This window comes from Xanthomonas sp. NCPPB 3218 (assembly GCF_056725185.1).
The window spans coordinates 2,386,012-2,401,962 of sequence record NZ_CM161516.1 but is presented as its reverse complement, the minus strand read 5'-3'; the positions used below and the strand labels follow the sequence as shown (position 1 = coordinate 2,401,962).

Annotated in this window: 11 protein-coding genes; 1 reads left to right on the top strand and 10 read right to left on the bottom strand. The window is 65.1% G+C overall.

Annotated elements, in window-relative coordinates; translation table 11 throughout:
- Positions 1-634 precede the first annotated feature (634 nt).
- Entirely contained in the window at positions 635-2,446 is a 1,812-nt protein-coding gene (locus AC1PLS_RS10545; RefSeq protein ID WP_184434501.1) for an EAL domain-containing protein, read from the top strand.
- 123 nt (positions 2,447-2,569) lie between these two features.
- On the opposite strand, the gene AC1PLS_RS10540 is transcribed toward AC1PLS_RS10545, so the two are convergent.
- From AC1PLS_RS10540 to AC1PLS_RS10495, 10 genes are all read right to left on the bottom strand, one after another.
- Complete coding sequence (locus tag AC1PLS_RS10540; RefSeq protein ID WP_024940387.1) at positions 2,570-3,268, bottom strand: DUF1349 domain-containing protein; 699 nt, start codon at positions 3,266-3,268, stop codon at positions 2,570-2,572.
- Between the two features lie 133 nt (positions 3,269-3,401).
- The gene (locus AC1PLS_RS10535; RefSeq protein WP_102252116.1) at positions 3,402-4,322 is read right to left on the bottom strand and encodes a M14 family metallopeptidase; all 921 of its coding nucleotides are present in this window, start codon (positions 4,320-4,322) and stop codon (positions 3,402-3,404) included.
- Between the two features lie 674 nt (positions 4,323-4,996).
- A complete protein-coding gene (locus AC1PLS_RS10530; RefSeq protein ID WP_024940389.1) occupies positions 4,997-5,254 on the bottom strand; it encodes a KGG domain-containing protein in 258 nt (85 codons plus the stop codon).
- Positions 5,255-5,769: 515 nt separating this feature from the next.
- On the bottom strand, positions 5,770-6,516 hold the full coding sequence (gene cobA, locus AC1PLS_RS10525) for a uroporphyrinogen-III C-methyltransferase (RefSeq protein ID WP_184434738.1): 747 nt from the start codon (positions 6,514-6,516) through the stop codon (positions 5,770-5,772).
- Between the two features lie 68 nt (positions 6,517-6,584).
- The gene (locus AC1PLS_RS10520) at positions 6,585-9,383 is read right to left on the bottom strand and encodes a nitrate reductase (protein WP_184434503.1); all 2,799 of its coding nucleotides are present in this window, start codon (positions 9,381-9,383) and stop codon (positions 6,585-6,587) included.
- Complete coding sequence (nirD, locus tag AC1PLS_RS10515) at positions 9,380-9,745, bottom strand: nitrite reductase small subunit NirD (RefSeq protein ID WP_081008620.1); 366 nt, start codon at positions 9,743-9,745, stop codon at positions 9,380-9,382. Before nirD ends, AC1PLS_RS10520 begins: the two co-directional genes overlap by 4 nt.
- Complete coding sequence (gene nirB, locus AC1PLS_RS10510; protein WP_260300187.1) at positions 9,742-12,159, bottom strand: nitrite reductase large subunit NirB; 2,418 nt, start codon at positions 12,157-12,159, stop codon at positions 9,742-9,744. Before nirB ends, nirD begins: the two co-directional genes overlap by 4 nt.
- 58 nt (positions 12,160-12,217) lie before the next feature.
- Positions 12,218-13,387: a nitrate/nitrite transporter gene (locus tag AC1PLS_RS10505; protein WP_181097768.1), complete on the bottom strand. Its 1,170-nt coding sequence runs from the start codon at positions 13,385-13,387 to the stop codon at positions 12,218-12,220.
- A gap of 842 nt (positions 13,388-14,229) precedes the next feature.
- The gene (locus AC1PLS_RS10500; protein ID WP_481104451.1) at positions 14,230-15,300 is read right to left on the bottom strand and encodes a CmpA/NrtA family ABC transporter substrate-binding protein; all 1,071 of its coding nucleotides are present in this window, start codon (positions 15,298-15,300) and stop codon (positions 14,230-14,232) included.
- 4 nt (positions 15,301-15,304) lie between these two features.
- Positions 15,305-15,877, bottom strand: coding sequence for an ANTAR domain-containing response regulator (locus tag AC1PLS_RS10495; RefSeq protein WP_024940396.1), 573 nt, complete (start codon positions 15,875-15,877; stop codon positions 15,305-15,307).
- Positions 15,878-15,951 lie beyond the last annotated feature (74 nt).

The following is a 15,951-nucleotide window of genomic DNA, read 5'->3' as shown; positions in this document are numbered from 1 at the left end:
TTGTGCCGTACCAACCGGTATCGCCTACGGATGAGGACGTTTAATACCATTCCCTGCGAATAATAGTGGGAGATTAATAGGGAAAGCGCCATGCCTGAAACTGTGCCGAATATCACTAACCAGGAAACTATCCATGACACACGCCCAAACTGTCGACTGGTTTACTCGTGCCCGTCAGCGTTATCGCGCTACCTCATGCGGCAGGCGCCACAGATCATGTGCGGCAGAATTCAAATAAAAACATGGCATAATTCAGCGGTAAAGCGGAATATGGCTGGATGAGTCCGAATGCTTTAAAGCGATCTGATGCGGTCACCTGGATATTGGCGAGCCGAACCATTTCGACTACAAGTTTCCGTGTGGATGTTGCGGTGCAGGAGTGAAAACCTGATCAATGCAGTGCCGTCATTTGATTTAATGAGCCCGCTTTTACCATTAAGACCACCACCAACTGTCGACGCCATTCATTGATTGCGGTATTTGTGTGCAGCCACTCCGCCCGTCCAGTTTATTGTCGCGCTCGATATCCTGCGATGGAGTTTATTGAAGAGGCCGGCTTATTCGAAAAGGTTTTAGTGCCCGATGATCGTCACCTGTCAACGACCTCGGTTTGTTTGTAGTAGCCAGGCAGTGTGTGATCTTCAACACGGAAACTGACGACATGACGCTCGCTTTGGACACCAAACAGCAGCAACAGCAGTTCGACTGGTCGGGCGTGCCGATCGACCTGGGTGGCATGGAGCCGCTCGATCAGATCGCGCGTCTGCTGTGCCATGCCCTGGTTGCGCCTGCGGCCGCACTGACCATCGTCGAGGGCGGCCGCGTGCGCGTGCTGGCGGCGCGCGGCATCAGTGCCGCCCATGTCGAGCAGGCCATTGAATTGTGCCGGCATGCGTCTGCGGCGCCCAATGGCGTCACGGAACTGATCGAACCTGCCGCCCTTGCCCCGATCCAACTGGGCGACGCCGCCTTCCCGGGCTTGCCGGCGCGCTTTATTGCCTGCGTCCCGGTCGGTGCACCGCAGACCGGCGTCTCCGGCACCTTGTGCGTGATCGATACGCGCGAGCGTCGCCTGGCCAGCCAGGAACACCAACAGCTGCTGATGTTCGCCAATGTGGCCGCGGCGCAACTGGAACTGCAGTTCGGCGCCGGGCGGCGCGAACCGCACAGCGGCCTGCTCAATGCACGCCAGTTGCAGTCGGACCTGGATGCCCTCGCCTTTGGCAGCCACTGCGTACCGACCATCGCTGCCTTCATCGAGGTCTACGACACCCAGGCAGCCAATGAAGCACGTCAGGCACTGGGCATGCAGCCGCTGGAAGAACTGGTGCGCCACGCCAGCTATGTACTGACGCGCGCGCTGCGCGGCAAGGCCACCGTCTATCACGTGGCACCGATGCGCTTTGCGTTTTTTCTGTTGAATTCCGCGCCCGACGAGATGGAAGACCTGTTGCTTGATCTGCGCGACATGCTGCATGCGCCGATGGACGCAGCCGGCATCCCGATGTCGTTGACCTTTCACGCTGGCGTCGTGCGCTTTGCACCGCAACAACCGGACACCAACGACGTCATGCGCAAGGGGCTGGTGGCACTGGGCGATGCGATCAGCAATCACGCCATCGTATGCTGGTATAGCGCCTCGCACGACGACGCGATCCAGCGTTCGTACCGGTTGGCACTGGATGCCGAAAAGGCGCTGGAAGCAGGCGATTTCCGGCTGGTGTTCCAGCCACGGATCAACCTTGAAGACTTGTCGGTGACCGGCTTCGAGGCACTGTTGCGCTGGCGGCATGCCAGCCTCGGCCCGATCGGTCCGGACGAATTCATCCCCTTGTTCGAAAAGACCGCCTTGATGTGCACCGTTACCAACTGGGTGATCGAAAACGCATTGGTGCAGTTGGCCAGCTGGCGTGCGCAGGGGCTGGACTTCTCCATGTCGATCAATCTGTCTTCGCGCGATTTTGGCAACCGCAATCTCGCCGCAGACGTCATCCATCGCTGCAGGGAGCTGGCCATCCCCACCCAGCGCATCGAGCTGGAGATCACCGAGGGCCGCTGGCTGCGCAGCAATGTGGAGGCCGTGCCACGGCTGCGCGCCCTGCGTGACGCCGGAGTCAATGTCGCCATCGACGACTTCGGCACCGGCTACAGCAACTTCGGTTACCTCACCGAGCTACCGGTCAACGTGCTCAAGCTTGATCGCTCCCTGGTGACCGGTATCGCCACCAAGACCGGCATGCAGTTGCGCGCCGAGGCGGTGGTACGCCTGGCCAGCGCGCTGGGATATCGCACCGTTGCAGAAGGCATCGAACACGCCGACGAAATCGCGCTGCTGCGCAGTTGGGGATGCGATGAAGCGCAGGGCTATCTGCTTGCCCGGCCGATGGAGGCGGAGCTGGTGGCGGCCTATGTGGCAAGCGCGGTGGCAGAACAGCGCTTGCCGTGATCCGAGCTGCCCGCGTGCAGTCGGCGCGTGCATCGTCCTTGATCGACCCACACTACGCCGCCCTCGCCTCCTGCAGTGATGTGCGTGGCAACGCAGCGCGCACGCTGCGTTGCCACACGGCCATCAACTCAGATCGTGCAGGTCCTTGCCCAGCGGCGGACCTAGCGTCCAGTCGGAAAAACGCACCTTCAGCCCGGCACGCTCCGGCGTGCAGCACATCGGCCCGACCTGGTACGTATCGGCAACAGGAAACGGGCAAAGCCGCACCAGCGGCCAGGTCCGGCCATCGGCCGACACCTGCAGGCGCAGAACGCCGTCGGCAACGGTGGCGCGTATCCAGAAGTCCTTGGGGTCGGCCTCGTAAGGGCCGGTCGCCCAGTCCGAGACCGGGTTGGTCAACACGCTACTGAGCATCGCGCGGCCATCGCTCAGTTCAATACCCGCCTTGACCCAATGCTGCTCGTCCACACGCACCATGATGCCGGCCTGATCGTAGAGCGACTCGTACTGCGCGCGCACCCGCAACTGCGCAGTGAAGCGCGCTGCGGCGGTGATACCGAAAAAATGCCCGCTATCGCGCGTGAACCCGTAATGCGTCTTGCGCCAGAAGTCGGTGGCCTTGTCGGTGACCACGTCCAAGGTGCCGCCGCTGATTGCGACGGTCCGTGGCCGATTGAGCCAGCTGCCGTCCTGCCACTGCGTGTCCTGCGCCATCGTGTTCTCCGTCTTGGGTTGCCTGGCAAGCACGCCGCCGCTGATGGCCATTCCCATCGCGCCGCCCAGCAGGCGTCTGCGTGCACCGTCTATCGCATCGTGAGTCATTCGGGGTCGTCCATGCGCTTGAAGAACTGCATAGTCTAGCCGTGCGGTGGCTCAGGGCATGCATGCGTGGGCCGTGCTGCAGATGGCTGGCATCGCCGCGACGCCAGCGTCGATCTGGCGCCAGCCCATGCTGTCAGCGCTGGGCGAGCGCGTAGTCCAGCGCCGCGCAGATCGCAGCCACCTGCGCGGCGTTGCACTGCGCGGGCGTTGCGCGCGGGCTGTCCGGATACACCTCGGTGGTGGTGCGATAGCGCGCGTCGGTGACGCCCGCGCACAGGCCAAGACGCCGCACCGGGTAGTTGATGACGCCAGGAGCGACCACCGCTGCGCCGATGATCTGGCCGTTCGCATCGGCAGGTGCGATATGGGTGACCTCGGCGACGGCGGCAACGATGGCCTGCTGAAACTGCGGTTGCGGATCTTCGCTATCGCCCACCAGGTAAAACCCATCCGGAATGCTGCCGGGCACGAAGTCGACGCCATCACGCGCCGCCAGGGCCGGACGAAATTCGCTTTCGTCGCTGTCGGTGGTTTCGTGCAGATCGATATGCACCAGCATCTGGCCGGCCACTGGGGCGACCAGCTGCATCAATGCCGCCGACTCGGCGGCCGGGCTGTCTTGGCGAAACGCGCGATTGGGGTCGATGGCATCGGCATTCCAGCGCTGGATCCGCTCGTAGCCCCATGGATTGACGCAAGGCACCACCAGCAGATTGAGCTTGCCTGCATAGGCCGCCGCGCGTTGCTGCAGAAACTGCAGCGCGCCCTGCACGCCGCTGGTTTCATAGCCATGCACGCCACCGGTCACCAGCGCGCAGGGCAAAGCGGCGTCCCACGCCACGCTGCGCAGCGCGATCAACGGGTATTGCTCGGATGCCGCCGGGATCGTTCCGTAATGCACGCGCTCATAACTGGCATCCAGTGCATCGATCACTTGCACCACATCGTCAGCATGACTGCGCTGACGCAGCTGGCGTGCGCGCCATGCAGCGCGCTCTGCCTCGCCCCAGGGCTGCCGTGGTGTGCCGATCGGATACGCCATGCGCTGTGTCATTACCGGTGCCGTCCAATGAAAGACGGCCAGCGTAAGCGCTCCGAGCATGGCGGTCCATTCGACGACGAACCCGATGATGGCAACCGCCCGTAAGGTCGAGTCCGGTTAGGGCCGACTTTGCGAGTGTGCGCGTCGACAAGTCCCGCGACAACGGGCGCGTCACCTTCGGCAGGCGCAATGTCGTGACGAAGCGGTCGTTGGCTTGACGCTGCGTGTGCGCTGACACGGCTGCAATACTTGTCGGTCGCAAGGGCCAACGCAGACGCGCTGCCATGCAGTGGCATCCCGAGCCTTCCATCAACCCTCAGGGAGCCAGCCCGGGCCGCCGATCAGGAAAATTCTGCAATGGATGCAAATCCTGCAGTCGCCTGGGTGAGCGCGCCGGGGAATGGGCAGATATTTCCCTGCAATCGATCGCGTGCGCGCGAGGACGAGTGAAAAAACTTCCCAGGGCCTGACGATGCATTGCACATCAACCTCTGCGTCACAGCTTGGCCGAGCAAGGCAAGACGCAAATGCTTCAAAGAACACACACAACTGCAATCGATTGTTCAGGCCGATCTGCTGACGCGGCGGAGGTGTCCGCAAAAACGCCGCAGGCCCTGCACGTGACGTGCAGGGCCTGCGGTCCGCTGCAGCGAGAACGGCGCGCCGGATGCGCGCCGCACGCTCGCCTAGACGGCCTCTTCCTGAGGTTTGGCTTGCTTGGAACGCCCACCCTTGCTGCCGATCCGCGACATATGATCGCGATCGCGGCTCACGGCCTGGCCGCCCTTGCGGCCAGCTTCGCGTGCCTCGTCGCTGGTGAATTCGTGTGCGTTCCCGCTGGCATGTGCTGCCTTGCCGCCGCTGCTCGCCAACACGCGGCGCTTTTCAGGATCCAATGCGGCAAAACCGCGCCGGCTACGAGTACTGCTTTGTCCGTCTTCCACTGTGCCTCCTCTCGATGCGTCGATCACGCCACTGGTAGGAGGGGTAACGCAACTATCGTGCCAAGCCGTGCAGCCATGCGAGACGGCGCCAAGCGCCACAATGCAGGAAAAAACAGCTGCGCTCGCTGTGCAAATCTTGCACTCCTGCCACGCGCCGCAAGAGGGTCCGCGTTTTATCCATCGGTAGCGCTACCAATGCGGCCATAACGGCGAACTGACTGTGCAGCCGTCGCCGCTCCACCGGGCATGCAGCATGGGTCTGATCGATCACTGTCCTGCCCTGTCCACTGCTGTCCAATGCGCCAGAAAACCGGAACCGGGAGCGGCAAGCGATGCGGCTACATGCTGCGCACTGCTCACCGCAGGCCGGCCTTGCTCGGTGTGACCTCTCGCCTGTAGCGCGTGCGCATCACGTAGCGACACCCGCGCGGGCGTGCTTCGCACACCGCGTTGCCCGTTGAGACGCGCCGACGATGGTGCGCGGATCGCCGCACGCGGCGCTCAGCAGATCGCGCTCATCCCGCTGCCTGCTCCAGCGCCATGCCGAAGCGGTCGTCGCACTGCGCTGCCGCCTCGGACAAGGCAGCGCCCACCAGCAGCAAGGTCGGCAAGCCCGGCAGCATGCCGGCGGCGGTAAGTCCCAGCTCGCCCAGGGTGGTCAGCCGGCGTTGCTGCTCGGGCCGGGTGGCGGCCTGCACGATGGCCGCCGGCGTGCTGGCCGGCAGATGCGCCAGCAACGCGGTAGCCAAGGCATCGGCACGCCGCAGGCCCATGTAGATGCCCAGCGTGGTGCCGCTGGCGGCCAGTGCGCCCCAATTCGGCTCGCCGTGATCGTGCGTATGCGCGGTGACGAAGGTAATGCCGTGGCAATGGCTGCGATGGGTCAGCGACACTTCCAGTGCGGATGCGGCGGCGAATGCGGCACTGACGCCGTTGATGATCTGCACGCCCACACCGGCGCGGCGCAGGAAGCTGATCTCCTCGCCCGCGCGCCCGAACAGCAGTGCATCGCCGCCTTTGACGCGCACCACGCGCAAGCCCTGCAAGGCGTAGCGCCGCATCAGCCGGCAGATGAAGTCCTGCGGCGTCGAGCGGCAGCCACCGCGCTTGCCGACCCGGATCACCCGCGCCTGCGGTGCGAGTTCGACGATCTGCGGGTTGGCCAGATCGTCCAGCAGAAGCACCTGCGCGGCAGCCAGCGCCTTGACCGCCTTGATGGTGAGCAGATCCAGATCGCCGGGGCCGGCGGACAACAACACCACATCACGCGCGCAGGACGGAATGACTGACATGAGCAGGTCTCGCAATATGTGGAGGTCGGGACAGGCACTCAGGCGTGTCGGGGTTGCCGGCACAGCCGGGTGAGTTGCGGAACACAGGAGCCGCAGACCGTGCCGCAGCCCAGGCGTTGCTTGAGCTGGTGCAGGTCGGCGCCGTCGTCGATGGCGGCATGGATCGCAGCAGTCGACACCTGCATGCAGCTGCAGACGATCGGGTCGCTGGGCGCGCCCAGCGTCTGCGCAAACACCGCCAGCCGCGGGCCGCGCCAGGGCCGGCCTGCCAATGCGCTGCGCAGCAACGCCTGATTGGCCTCGCTGGGCTGCGCCGCGCTGAGCAGCAGGCCGTCGATATGGCTGTGGCCGTCCTGCATGCGCCAACCCACACGACGCAGCAGCCCGCGGCGCAGGTCGCGGTACTCCAGCACGTCTGCGCCGGCCGGCAACTGCAATGCGGCGATCAGGCGATCGAGCCATTGCGCATCCGGCGCGCGTTCGCAGGCCGCGTGCAGGACCGCCCAGTGCCCGCCGGCCTCGGCCAGCGGCTCGGCATGCAGCCGCAGCGATGCATAGCCGCAGTCGCGCAACAGCGGCTGCAGTGCCTGTTGCAAGGCCAACGCATCGCCGCGCCGGGCAGCGAGCAGATGCCAGCCGAACACCGCCTTCTCCACCCGCACCGCCGCATGCTTGAGCTCGGGCTGCTGCGAGCGCGCATCCACCGCGGGGCTGCTCACTTCGTTGATGCCGCCGCTGGACAGGTGCTGCCCGCTCCAATGCATTGCGGCGAACACGCTGCCCGAGCGCAGTTCGTCGGACAGTTCCAGCGGCAGCACCAGCGCACCGCGCTTGCTGGCGATCTGCACCAGCTCGCCGGCGACCAGGCCGCGCCGCGCTGCGTCGTCCGGATGCATGCGCAACGCGGGTTCGGGGCTATGCGCAAACGCTGCCGGCACGCGTCCGCTGCGCGACATGCCATGCCATTGATCGCGCAGGCGGCCGGTCAGCAAGCGCATCGGAAAGCGGGCCGAAGTCGGCTCGGCCACCTTGCGATACGGCGTGGCGTGGAAGCGCGCGCGCCCGTTGCCGGTGGCGAACACGCCATCGGTATAGCGCCGCGCCTGCCCGTGTGCGGCACCGGCAGGGAACGGCCACTGCTGCGGCGCGTCATCCAGCAGCGGGTAATCCAGCCCGCCGATGTCCAGATCGCGCCCCACCGTCAACGCGCGATGCTCGTCGAAGATCTGCACGGTGCTGTCGAAGCCGAACAGCCCTGCGCCGCTGGCAGGTGCCAGACGCGCTTCTAGCCGGCGTGCTACTTCGCGGGCGATCCACCAGTCCGCGCGCGCCTGGCCCGGCGCGTCCACCGCCTTGCGCACGCGGGTGATACGGCGCTCGGAATTGGTCACGGTGCCGTCCTTCTCGCCCCAACTGGCGGCCGGCAACAGCACGTCGGCATACGGCACGGTGTCGGTGCCGGAAAACGCATCCTGCACGATCACCAGTTCGGCCTGTTCCAGTGCGGCGCGAATGCCCTCCACCTCCGGCATCGAATGCACGGGGTTGGTGCAGACGATCCACACCGCTTTCAACGTGCCCGCACGCAGACGCTCGAACAACTGCACGGCCGGTGTGCCGGCCGTGGCACTCAGACGGCCGGCGGGCAACTGCCACAGACGTTCCAGTTCCGCACGATCGTCGGCATTGCCGATCTCGCGATGCGCCGCCAGCATCGTCGCCATGCCGCCGACCTCGCGCCCGCCCATCGCATTGGGCTGGCCGGTCAGCGAAAACGGCCCTGCGCCCGGCTTACCGATCTGCCCCGTCGCCAGATGCAGATTGATCAGGGCCAGATTCTTGTCGGTGCCCTGCGCGGACTGGTTCAGGCCCATGCAGTACAGCGACAGCGCCGCCGGGCTACGCCCGAACCACTCTGCCGCATGCACCAGGTCCTCGTGCGAGATACCGCAGATCTCGGCGCTCATGCGCGGGGTGTACTCGCGCAGCATGTGCTTGAGGGCGTCGAAATCCTCGGTATGCGCCGCAACGAAACGCGCATCCACCAGACCCTCCCAGATCAGGTGGTGCAGCATGCCGTTGAACAGGGCGACGTCTGTCCCGGGTTCGATCGCCAGGTGCAGGTCGGCCATGACCGCGGTGTCGGTGCGACGCGGATCGATCACGATCCAGCGAATGGCGGGATTTTTCGCCCGCGCCTCTTCCAGTCGGCGAAACAGCACCGGATGCGCATACGCCATGTTGCTGCCGGCAAACAGTACCGTCTGTGCCAGCTCCAGATCCTCGTAACAGGTGGGCGGGCCATCGGCGCCCAGCGCCAGCTTGTAGGCGGTGACCGCGCTGGACATGCACAGGCGCGAGTTGGTGTCGATGTTGTTGGTGCCCAGCAGGCCCTTGGCAAGCTTGTTGAAGACGTAATAGTCCTCGGTCAGCAGCTGCCCCGAGAGATAGAACGCCACCGCGTCCGCGCCGTGCTCCTCGACGATCGCCGCCAGCTTGCCGGTGACGTGGTCGAGCGCCTGATCCCAGCTCACCGCCGCCCGCGGTGCCTGCCGATGACGACGCAGCTCCGGCGCGAGCACGCGCCCCTGCGTACCCGCGGCGGTCTGCGGTAAGGCCAGGCCCTTGCTGCACAACCGGCCATGATTGGCCGGATGCAGCGGGTCGCCTTCGATGCCGACGATGCGTTCGCCATGCGCGTCGTGCTCGCTGTGGATCAGCACCCCGCAGCCCACCCCGCAGTAGCAGCAGGTCGACCGCGTGATGCGATGCATCGGCGCAGACGTCTGCGGCTGTACCGCCGCACCGATCAAAGGTAGCTGCTGGCCGTCGCTCATGCGGCCGGCTCGGCGACTGCATCCGGCAGCGATACCGGCTGCAACACGATCCATACCGCATCGGCTTCCACCTTGACCGGGTAACGCGGCGCGCAGCCCACATCCGGTGCGCAGGCCTGGCCGCTCTGCAAGGCGATCGCCCAGCCATGCAACGGGCAGGTCACCGTGTCGCCGGCCACGATACCCTGCGACAACGGCCCGCCCTTGTGCGGGCAACGGTCGCGCAACGCAAATACCTGATCGCTGGCGGTGCGGAACAAGGCGATCGGTGCAATGCCCTCGATCTCGAGTACGCGCGCACCCAATGCAGGCAGCTCCTGCAGCGCGCACACGCGAATCCACGCGGTCTGCTGCATGCTCATTCCTCCACCGTTGCGGCCGGCGCGGCGATACGCAAGGGTTGGTACTCCTGCTTCCGTTCGCCGGCGATACGCGCCTTCCACGGGTCGACCAGGCCTTCCAGCGAGTACAGCAGGCGTTCGTACAAGGCACGCCGGTTGGCCGCGTCATCCACCACTTGTGCGCGGATGTAATCCAGCCCCACCCGTGCGATGTAGTGCACGGTGCGATCCAGGTAATACGCCTGCTCGCGATACAGCTGCAGAAACGCACCGGTGTATTCGCGCACTTCCTCGGCGGTGCTCACCTTGACCAGGAAGCGGGCGACCTCGGTCTTGATGCCGCCATTACCGCCCACATGCAGCTCCCACCCCGAATCCACCGCAATGATGCCCACGTCCTTGATGCCGGATTCGGCGCAATTGCGCGGGCAGCCGGACACCGCCAGCTTGACCTTGTGCGGGCTCCACATATTGGCCAGCATGGTTTCCAGGTCGATGCCCATCTGCGTGCTGTTCTGGGTACCGAAGCGGCAGAACTCGCTGCCCACGCAGGTCTTCACCGTGCGAATCGACTTGCCGTACGCATGCCCGGACTGCATGCCCAGATCGCGCCAGACATCGACCAGATCTTCCTTCTTGACCCCGAGCAGGTCGATGCGCTGGCCGCCGGTCACCTTGACCATCGGCACCGCGTATTTGTCGGCGACATCGGCAATGCGGCGCAGCTCGCCGGCATTGGTCACCCCGCCCTTCATCTGCGGAATCACCGAGAAGGTACCGTCCTTCTGGATGTTGGCGTGCGCACGCTCGTTGATGAAACGCGATTGCGGATCGTCGATGGCCTCATGCGGCCAGCTCGACAACATGTAGTAGTTGATCGCCGGCCGGCAGGTGGCGCAGCCGTTGGGCGTGCGCCATTCCATGAAGGCATAGGCCTGCGCATGGGTCAGCAGCTTGTGTTCGGCAATGGCGCGCCGCACATCGCCGTGGCTCAGATCGGTGCAGGCGCAGACCGCCTTGGTTTTCGGTGTTTCCTGGAAGTTGGAGCCCAGGCAGTTCATCAGGATCTGCTCGACCAGACCGGTACACGACCCGCAGGAACTGGCGGCCTTGGTGTGCTTCTTCACCTCGTCGACGGTGAACAACCCCTGCTCGCTGATGGCTTTGACGATAGTGCCCTTGCACACGCCGTTGCAGCCGCAGACCTCGTCGCTGTCGGCCATCGCACTGGCACGGTCCTGTCCGCCGGTGCCGGCATCGCCCAGCGCGCTTTCTCCGAAGATCAGTTGATCGCGCTGCGCCCGGATCGGCGTGCCGTCCTTGAGCAGCTTGAAGTACCAGCCGCCATCGCTGGTGTCGCCGTACAGGCAGGCGCCGACCAGCACGTCGTCGCGGATCACCAGCTTCTTGTAGACCCCGCCGGCCGGGTCGGACAGCACGATCTCCTCGCAGCCATCGCCGCCCATGAAATCGCCGGCGGAAAACAGATCGATCCCGGTGACCTTGAGCTTGGTCGACGCCACCGAGCCGCGATAGATGCCGATGCCGAACTGCGCCAGGTGATTCGCGCACACCTTGGCCTGCTCGAACAGCGGCGCCACCAGGCCGTAGGCAATGCCACGATGGTTTGCGCATTCGCCCACTGCGTACACGCGCGGGTCGAAGCTCTGCAGGCTGTCGTTGACCACGATGCCGCGCGCGCAGTGGATGCCGGCTTCTTCGGCCAGCCGCGTATTCGGGCGGATGCCCGCTGCCATCACCACCAGATCGGCCGGGATCTCGCTGCCGTCGGCGAACTTCACGCCAATCACCTCGCCCTGCGCATTGCCCAGCACTGCACTGGTCGCCGTGCTCAGCCTGAACTCCAGCCCGCGCGCGCGCAGGGCCTGCTGCAGCAGATTGCCGGCCACCGGATCGAGCTGGCGCTCCAGCAACCACCCGGCCAGATGCACCACGGTCACGTCCATCCCGCGCAGCTTCAGGCCATTGGCCGCTTCCAGCCCCAGCAGACCGCCACCGATCACCACCGCGTGCCGCTTGCTGCGCGCGGTCTCGATCATCGTGCGGGTGTCCTGGATATCGCGGTAGCCGATCACGCCCTTCAGCTCGTTACCGGGAATCGGCAACACGAACGGCACCGAACCGGTGGCGATCAACAAGCGGTCGTATTCCGCCTCGGTGCCATCGGCGGCGATCACGCGGCGACGCACCCGATCGATGCGGGTGACTTCCTTGTTCAGATGCAAGCGGATGCCGTTGTCCTGATACCACTGCAACGGATTGAGCACGATATCGTCGAACTCCTGCTCGCCGGCCAACACCGGCGACAGCAGGATGCGGTTGTAGTTGGGATGCGGCTCGGCCCCGAACACGGTGATCTGGTACATGCCCGGCATCAGCTTGAGCAGTTCCTCCACGGAGCGGATGCCGGCCATGCCATTGCCGATGACGACGAGTCTGGGTTGCTTCATTGCCTGGATTCCTGTCGACATGTCAGACCCGCGCCGCGCCGGCGCTGGACCATTCGCTACGCCACTGTGTCTTGACCCCGGCCAGCAGCGCCCAACCACCGAGTGCGAACGCAGCGAACATCCACATGCCCATCGCATAACTGCCGGTGTGCTGCTTGAGCACGCCCAGGCCCGCAGCCAGCGCAAACCCGCCGATGCCGCCGGCCATGCCGATCAAGCCGGTCATCACGCCGATGTCCTGCGCAAACCGCTGCGGCACCAGCTGAAACACCGCGCCATTGCCGGCACCCAGACACAGCAGGGTCAGTACGAACAAGGCCAGCGTCACCATTGCCCCGCCCGCGCCGAAGCCTGCGATGCCCACCAGCGCAGCCACCAGCAGATAGACAGTGAGCAAGGCGCGCGTGCCGCCAATGCGGTCCGCAATCACACCGCCCAACGGACGCATCACCGAACCCGCCAATACGCAGGCAGCCGTCGCCCACCCTGCAGTGCGCGTATCGAAGCCGAACTGGTCGTGGAAGTAGCCCGGCAATGCACTGGCAAACCCGGAAAAACCGCCAAAGGTCACCGAATAGAAAAACATGAAGCGCCACGCGTCGCGGTTGGCCACCAACACGCGGCCATAGTCGGACCAGCGCTTGCGCGCGACCGGTACTGGCGCTTCTTTCGCAATCAGGACGAATACGACCAGCGTCAGCAGCAGCGGAATGCATGCCAGTCCGAATACGTTCTGGTAACCGAACGCCAACGCCAGCATCGGTGCGAACAACGCCGCCAGCACGGTGCCGGAATTGCCTGCCCCGGCAATCCCCATTGCGGTGCCCTGATGCTCGGGCGGGTACCAGCGCGAGGCCAGCGGCAGCGCAACCGCGAACGAAGCGCCGGCAATGCCGAGCAACACGCCCAGCAACAACACCTGCCCCATGCTGTGCACGCCGAACTGCCAGGCACCAAACAACGAAGCGATCACCGCAAGTTGTGCGACAACGCCCGCGCGCTTGGCACCGATACGGTCGGCCAGCATGCCCAGCACCAGCCGCAGCACCGCGCCGCACAGGATCGGCACCGCCACCATCAAGGCACGCTGCTGCGTATCGAGCCCCAGCGACTGCGCAATCGGTACCTGCAGCGGACCGAGCAGATACCACACCATGAAGCTCAGGTCGAAATACAGGAAGGATGCGAACAAGGTGGGCGTGTGCCCGGATCGCCAGAACGAGCGCTGCATAGAGACCTCTTCGAATGCGATGGCCAAAAAAAAACGGCGCCCCTCCGGTAAAAACCGGAAGGACGCCGTTGTCCTGGATGCGTGCGGATCGCCGTTGATCCGCTGCATCGTGTTCGTGTTGTGGCAGGTACGCCGTTGCACCTGCACGGAGTCACTACGCAATCAACGTGCCAACTTGCTCACCCGAGCATCACGACGATACAAGTCATTGAAAAATAGCGTTTTGGATGCAGCGCGTCCGATTTCACGACAGCCTACCGACACGCCATTGCAGCTCACCAGTCCCGTCTTTCGTGCAGCCTTGCACCAACAGCGTGCACCCTGTATCGCAGGCTCTGTCGCTTGGCATGACTAACAGCGCCCAACAGAGCTAATACACGGCTGTGCTCGGAAGCCTCATCTAGGCCGCGTGCATACCGCTCAAGTATCTAGGTCAAAAGCCGTGTCAGTCGAGCGCGCGGTGCCCTCGCCGCCCGCGGGACACGGCGTGAATCCGTCCGTGGAGGCTCGGTGGCAGCATCCATGCCGCCACACGGTCCCGCAATCGGCGAGGACACCGCACCAGAGATTTTGCTGGTTGCTTTGAGAAGAGCTACGCACACCGACCATCTCGACTGGTCCTTGCCGGCCCATCGTCGCGGGACCTTACGCGGCATGGATGCCGCGTAAGAGCCTACAGGGACGTACTTGCGGCGTGTCCTGCGATGGTGGGCAGGCAAGGGCCCTGCAACCAAGCCGCAGACCACATGCCTCGCGCCGTTACCGTTGCCTCGGCTGCCGCATGATCCTCTCGGCACCCGGGCTCAGGGCGTATCGAACAACCGGTTGCTGCGGTGGTCGTCCTCGGGGGAAACCACGCCCACGCGCGCGGCAGCGCGCCGATAGTTGTCCAGTCGATGGATGTCGCGCAGCCGCGCGATGTCGTCTTCCTGGATGTCATGCCAACCCCAGCGCTGGAACTGGGTCAGGAACCACTCACCGTCCGACAGCCACGGCATGTTGACCGCGCCATCGCCATGGAAGACCAGCGCTGTCACATCCTTCGCATGTGCCTCGGCTTCGGCATCGGCATCCAGGCAAGCGGCCAGATGCGCGGCCGATACCCCGATATGCTGCGGCTCGGCCAGCCATTGCGCACACTGCGCCCGATTTGCCGGGTCCGCGTCCAGCCAGCGACAGGCATCCAGTACGCAGGCGGTCAGGCGTTCGGTCAACTCGGGTTGCAGCGCGGCGAATTCGCGTCGGCAGGCCAACACCTTTTCCGGATGGCCAGCCCACAGCTCGCCACTGCGGATCACACGGCGACCGCTGCCCTGTGCCTCGGCCACTGCGGCCCAGGGCTCGCCGGAGCAATAGCCGTCGACCAAGCCACTGGCCAGCGCGTCCGGCATCTGCGGTGGCGGGATGCTGAGCACCTCCACGTCGCGCATCGGATCCACGCCGCGCGCGGCCAGCCAGTAATAGAGCCACAGCGCATGCGTGCCGGTCGGGAAGGTCTGCGCAAACACGGCGCGGCGGCCCAGGCTGGCCAGCGCCTGCGGCAAGCTCTGCCCCTCCTCCAGGGCCTGCGCAAGCGCAGGCGCCAGCGTGATCGCCTGGCCGTTGTGATTGAGCGTCATCAACAGCGCCATCGGGCATTGCGGCCCGGCAATGCCCAGGTCGATCGCATACACCAGGCTGGCCAGCGCATGTGCCGCATCGACCTCGCCGGCCAGCAGACGGTCGCGCACGCCGGCCCAGGAGGCCTGCCGCTGCAAGTCCAACTGCAGCCCATGGACGCGATCCAGGCCCAGCCGCTGCGCCGCGACCAGGGGCGCGCAATCGATCAGCGGCATGTAGGCCACGCGCAATACGGGGAGGTCGGCTTGGCTCATGTGTTCATCCCAGCAACTCGGCCATGGCCACGATGCGTCGCGCCACTTCGGCCAGTTTGACGCCCTGCTTCATCGCCTGCTGGCGCAGCGCCGCGTAGGCGTCGGCCTCGCTCAGGCCGCGTTTTTCCATCAGCAAGCCCTTGGCGCGATCGATCAGCTTGCGGTCCTGCAGCGCCTGCTGCACATCGTCCAGGCGCTTGCGCATGCTGCTCTCCTGTGCAAACCGCGCAAGCGCCACCTGCACGATCGGCGCCAGCCGCGCCGGCGCCAGGCCATCGACCACATAGGCGGTGACGCCGGCGCCGACCGCCGCATGGATCAACGCATCGTCGCCATCGCCGGAAAACATCACCACCGGCCGCGGCGCATGTGCATGCAGCATCGACAGTTGCTCCAGGGTATCGCGCGAGGGCGAGTCGACATCGATCACCACCACATCCGGCTGCTGGCTCTGTACCGCGTGCAGCAATGCACCGACCGAGGCTACATCGTCGAGCACCGTATAACCGGCGCGCGTCAGTGCCTGACGCAGTTCGCCGATCGGCTTTTCGGTATCGTTGACCAGCAAGACACGCATTGGCGGCAGCGAGGCGTGGACGTGGCCTGATGGTGCCATGCAACATGCCGTCGGTGCGAGCCATCCTTTCGGAG

Excerpts from the sequence above, each read along its gene's own strand:
- AC1PLS_RS10495 (WP_024940396.1), bottom strand. The coding sequence starts at position 15,877 with ATGCGTGTCTTGCTGGTCAACGATACCGAAAAGCCGATCGGCGAACTG.
- AC1PLS_RS10500 (WP_481104451.1), bottom strand. The coding sequence starts at position 15,300 with ATGAGCCAAGCCGACCTCCCCGTATTGCGCGTGGCCTACATGCCGCTG.
- AC1PLS_RS10540 (WP_024940387.1), bottom strand. The coding sequence starts at position 3,268 with ATGACTCACGATGCGATAGACGGTGCACGCAGACGCCTGCTGGGCGGC.
- AC1PLS_RS10520 (WP_184434503.1), bottom strand. The coding sequence starts at position 9,383 with ATGAGCGACGGCCAGCAGCTACCTTTGATCGGTGCGGCGGTACAGCCG.
- nirB (WP_260300187.1), bottom strand. The coding sequence starts at position 12,159 with ATGGCCGGCATCCGCTCCGTGGAGGAACTGCTCAAGCTGATGCCGGGC.
- AC1PLS_RS10535 (WP_102252116.1), bottom strand. The coding sequence starts at position 4,322 with ATGACACAGCGCATGGCGTATCCGATCGGCACACCACGGCAGCCCTGG.
- nirD (WP_081008620.1), bottom strand. The coding sequence starts at position 9,745 with ATGAGCATGCAGCAGACCGCGTGGATTCGCGTGTGCGCGCTGCAGGAG.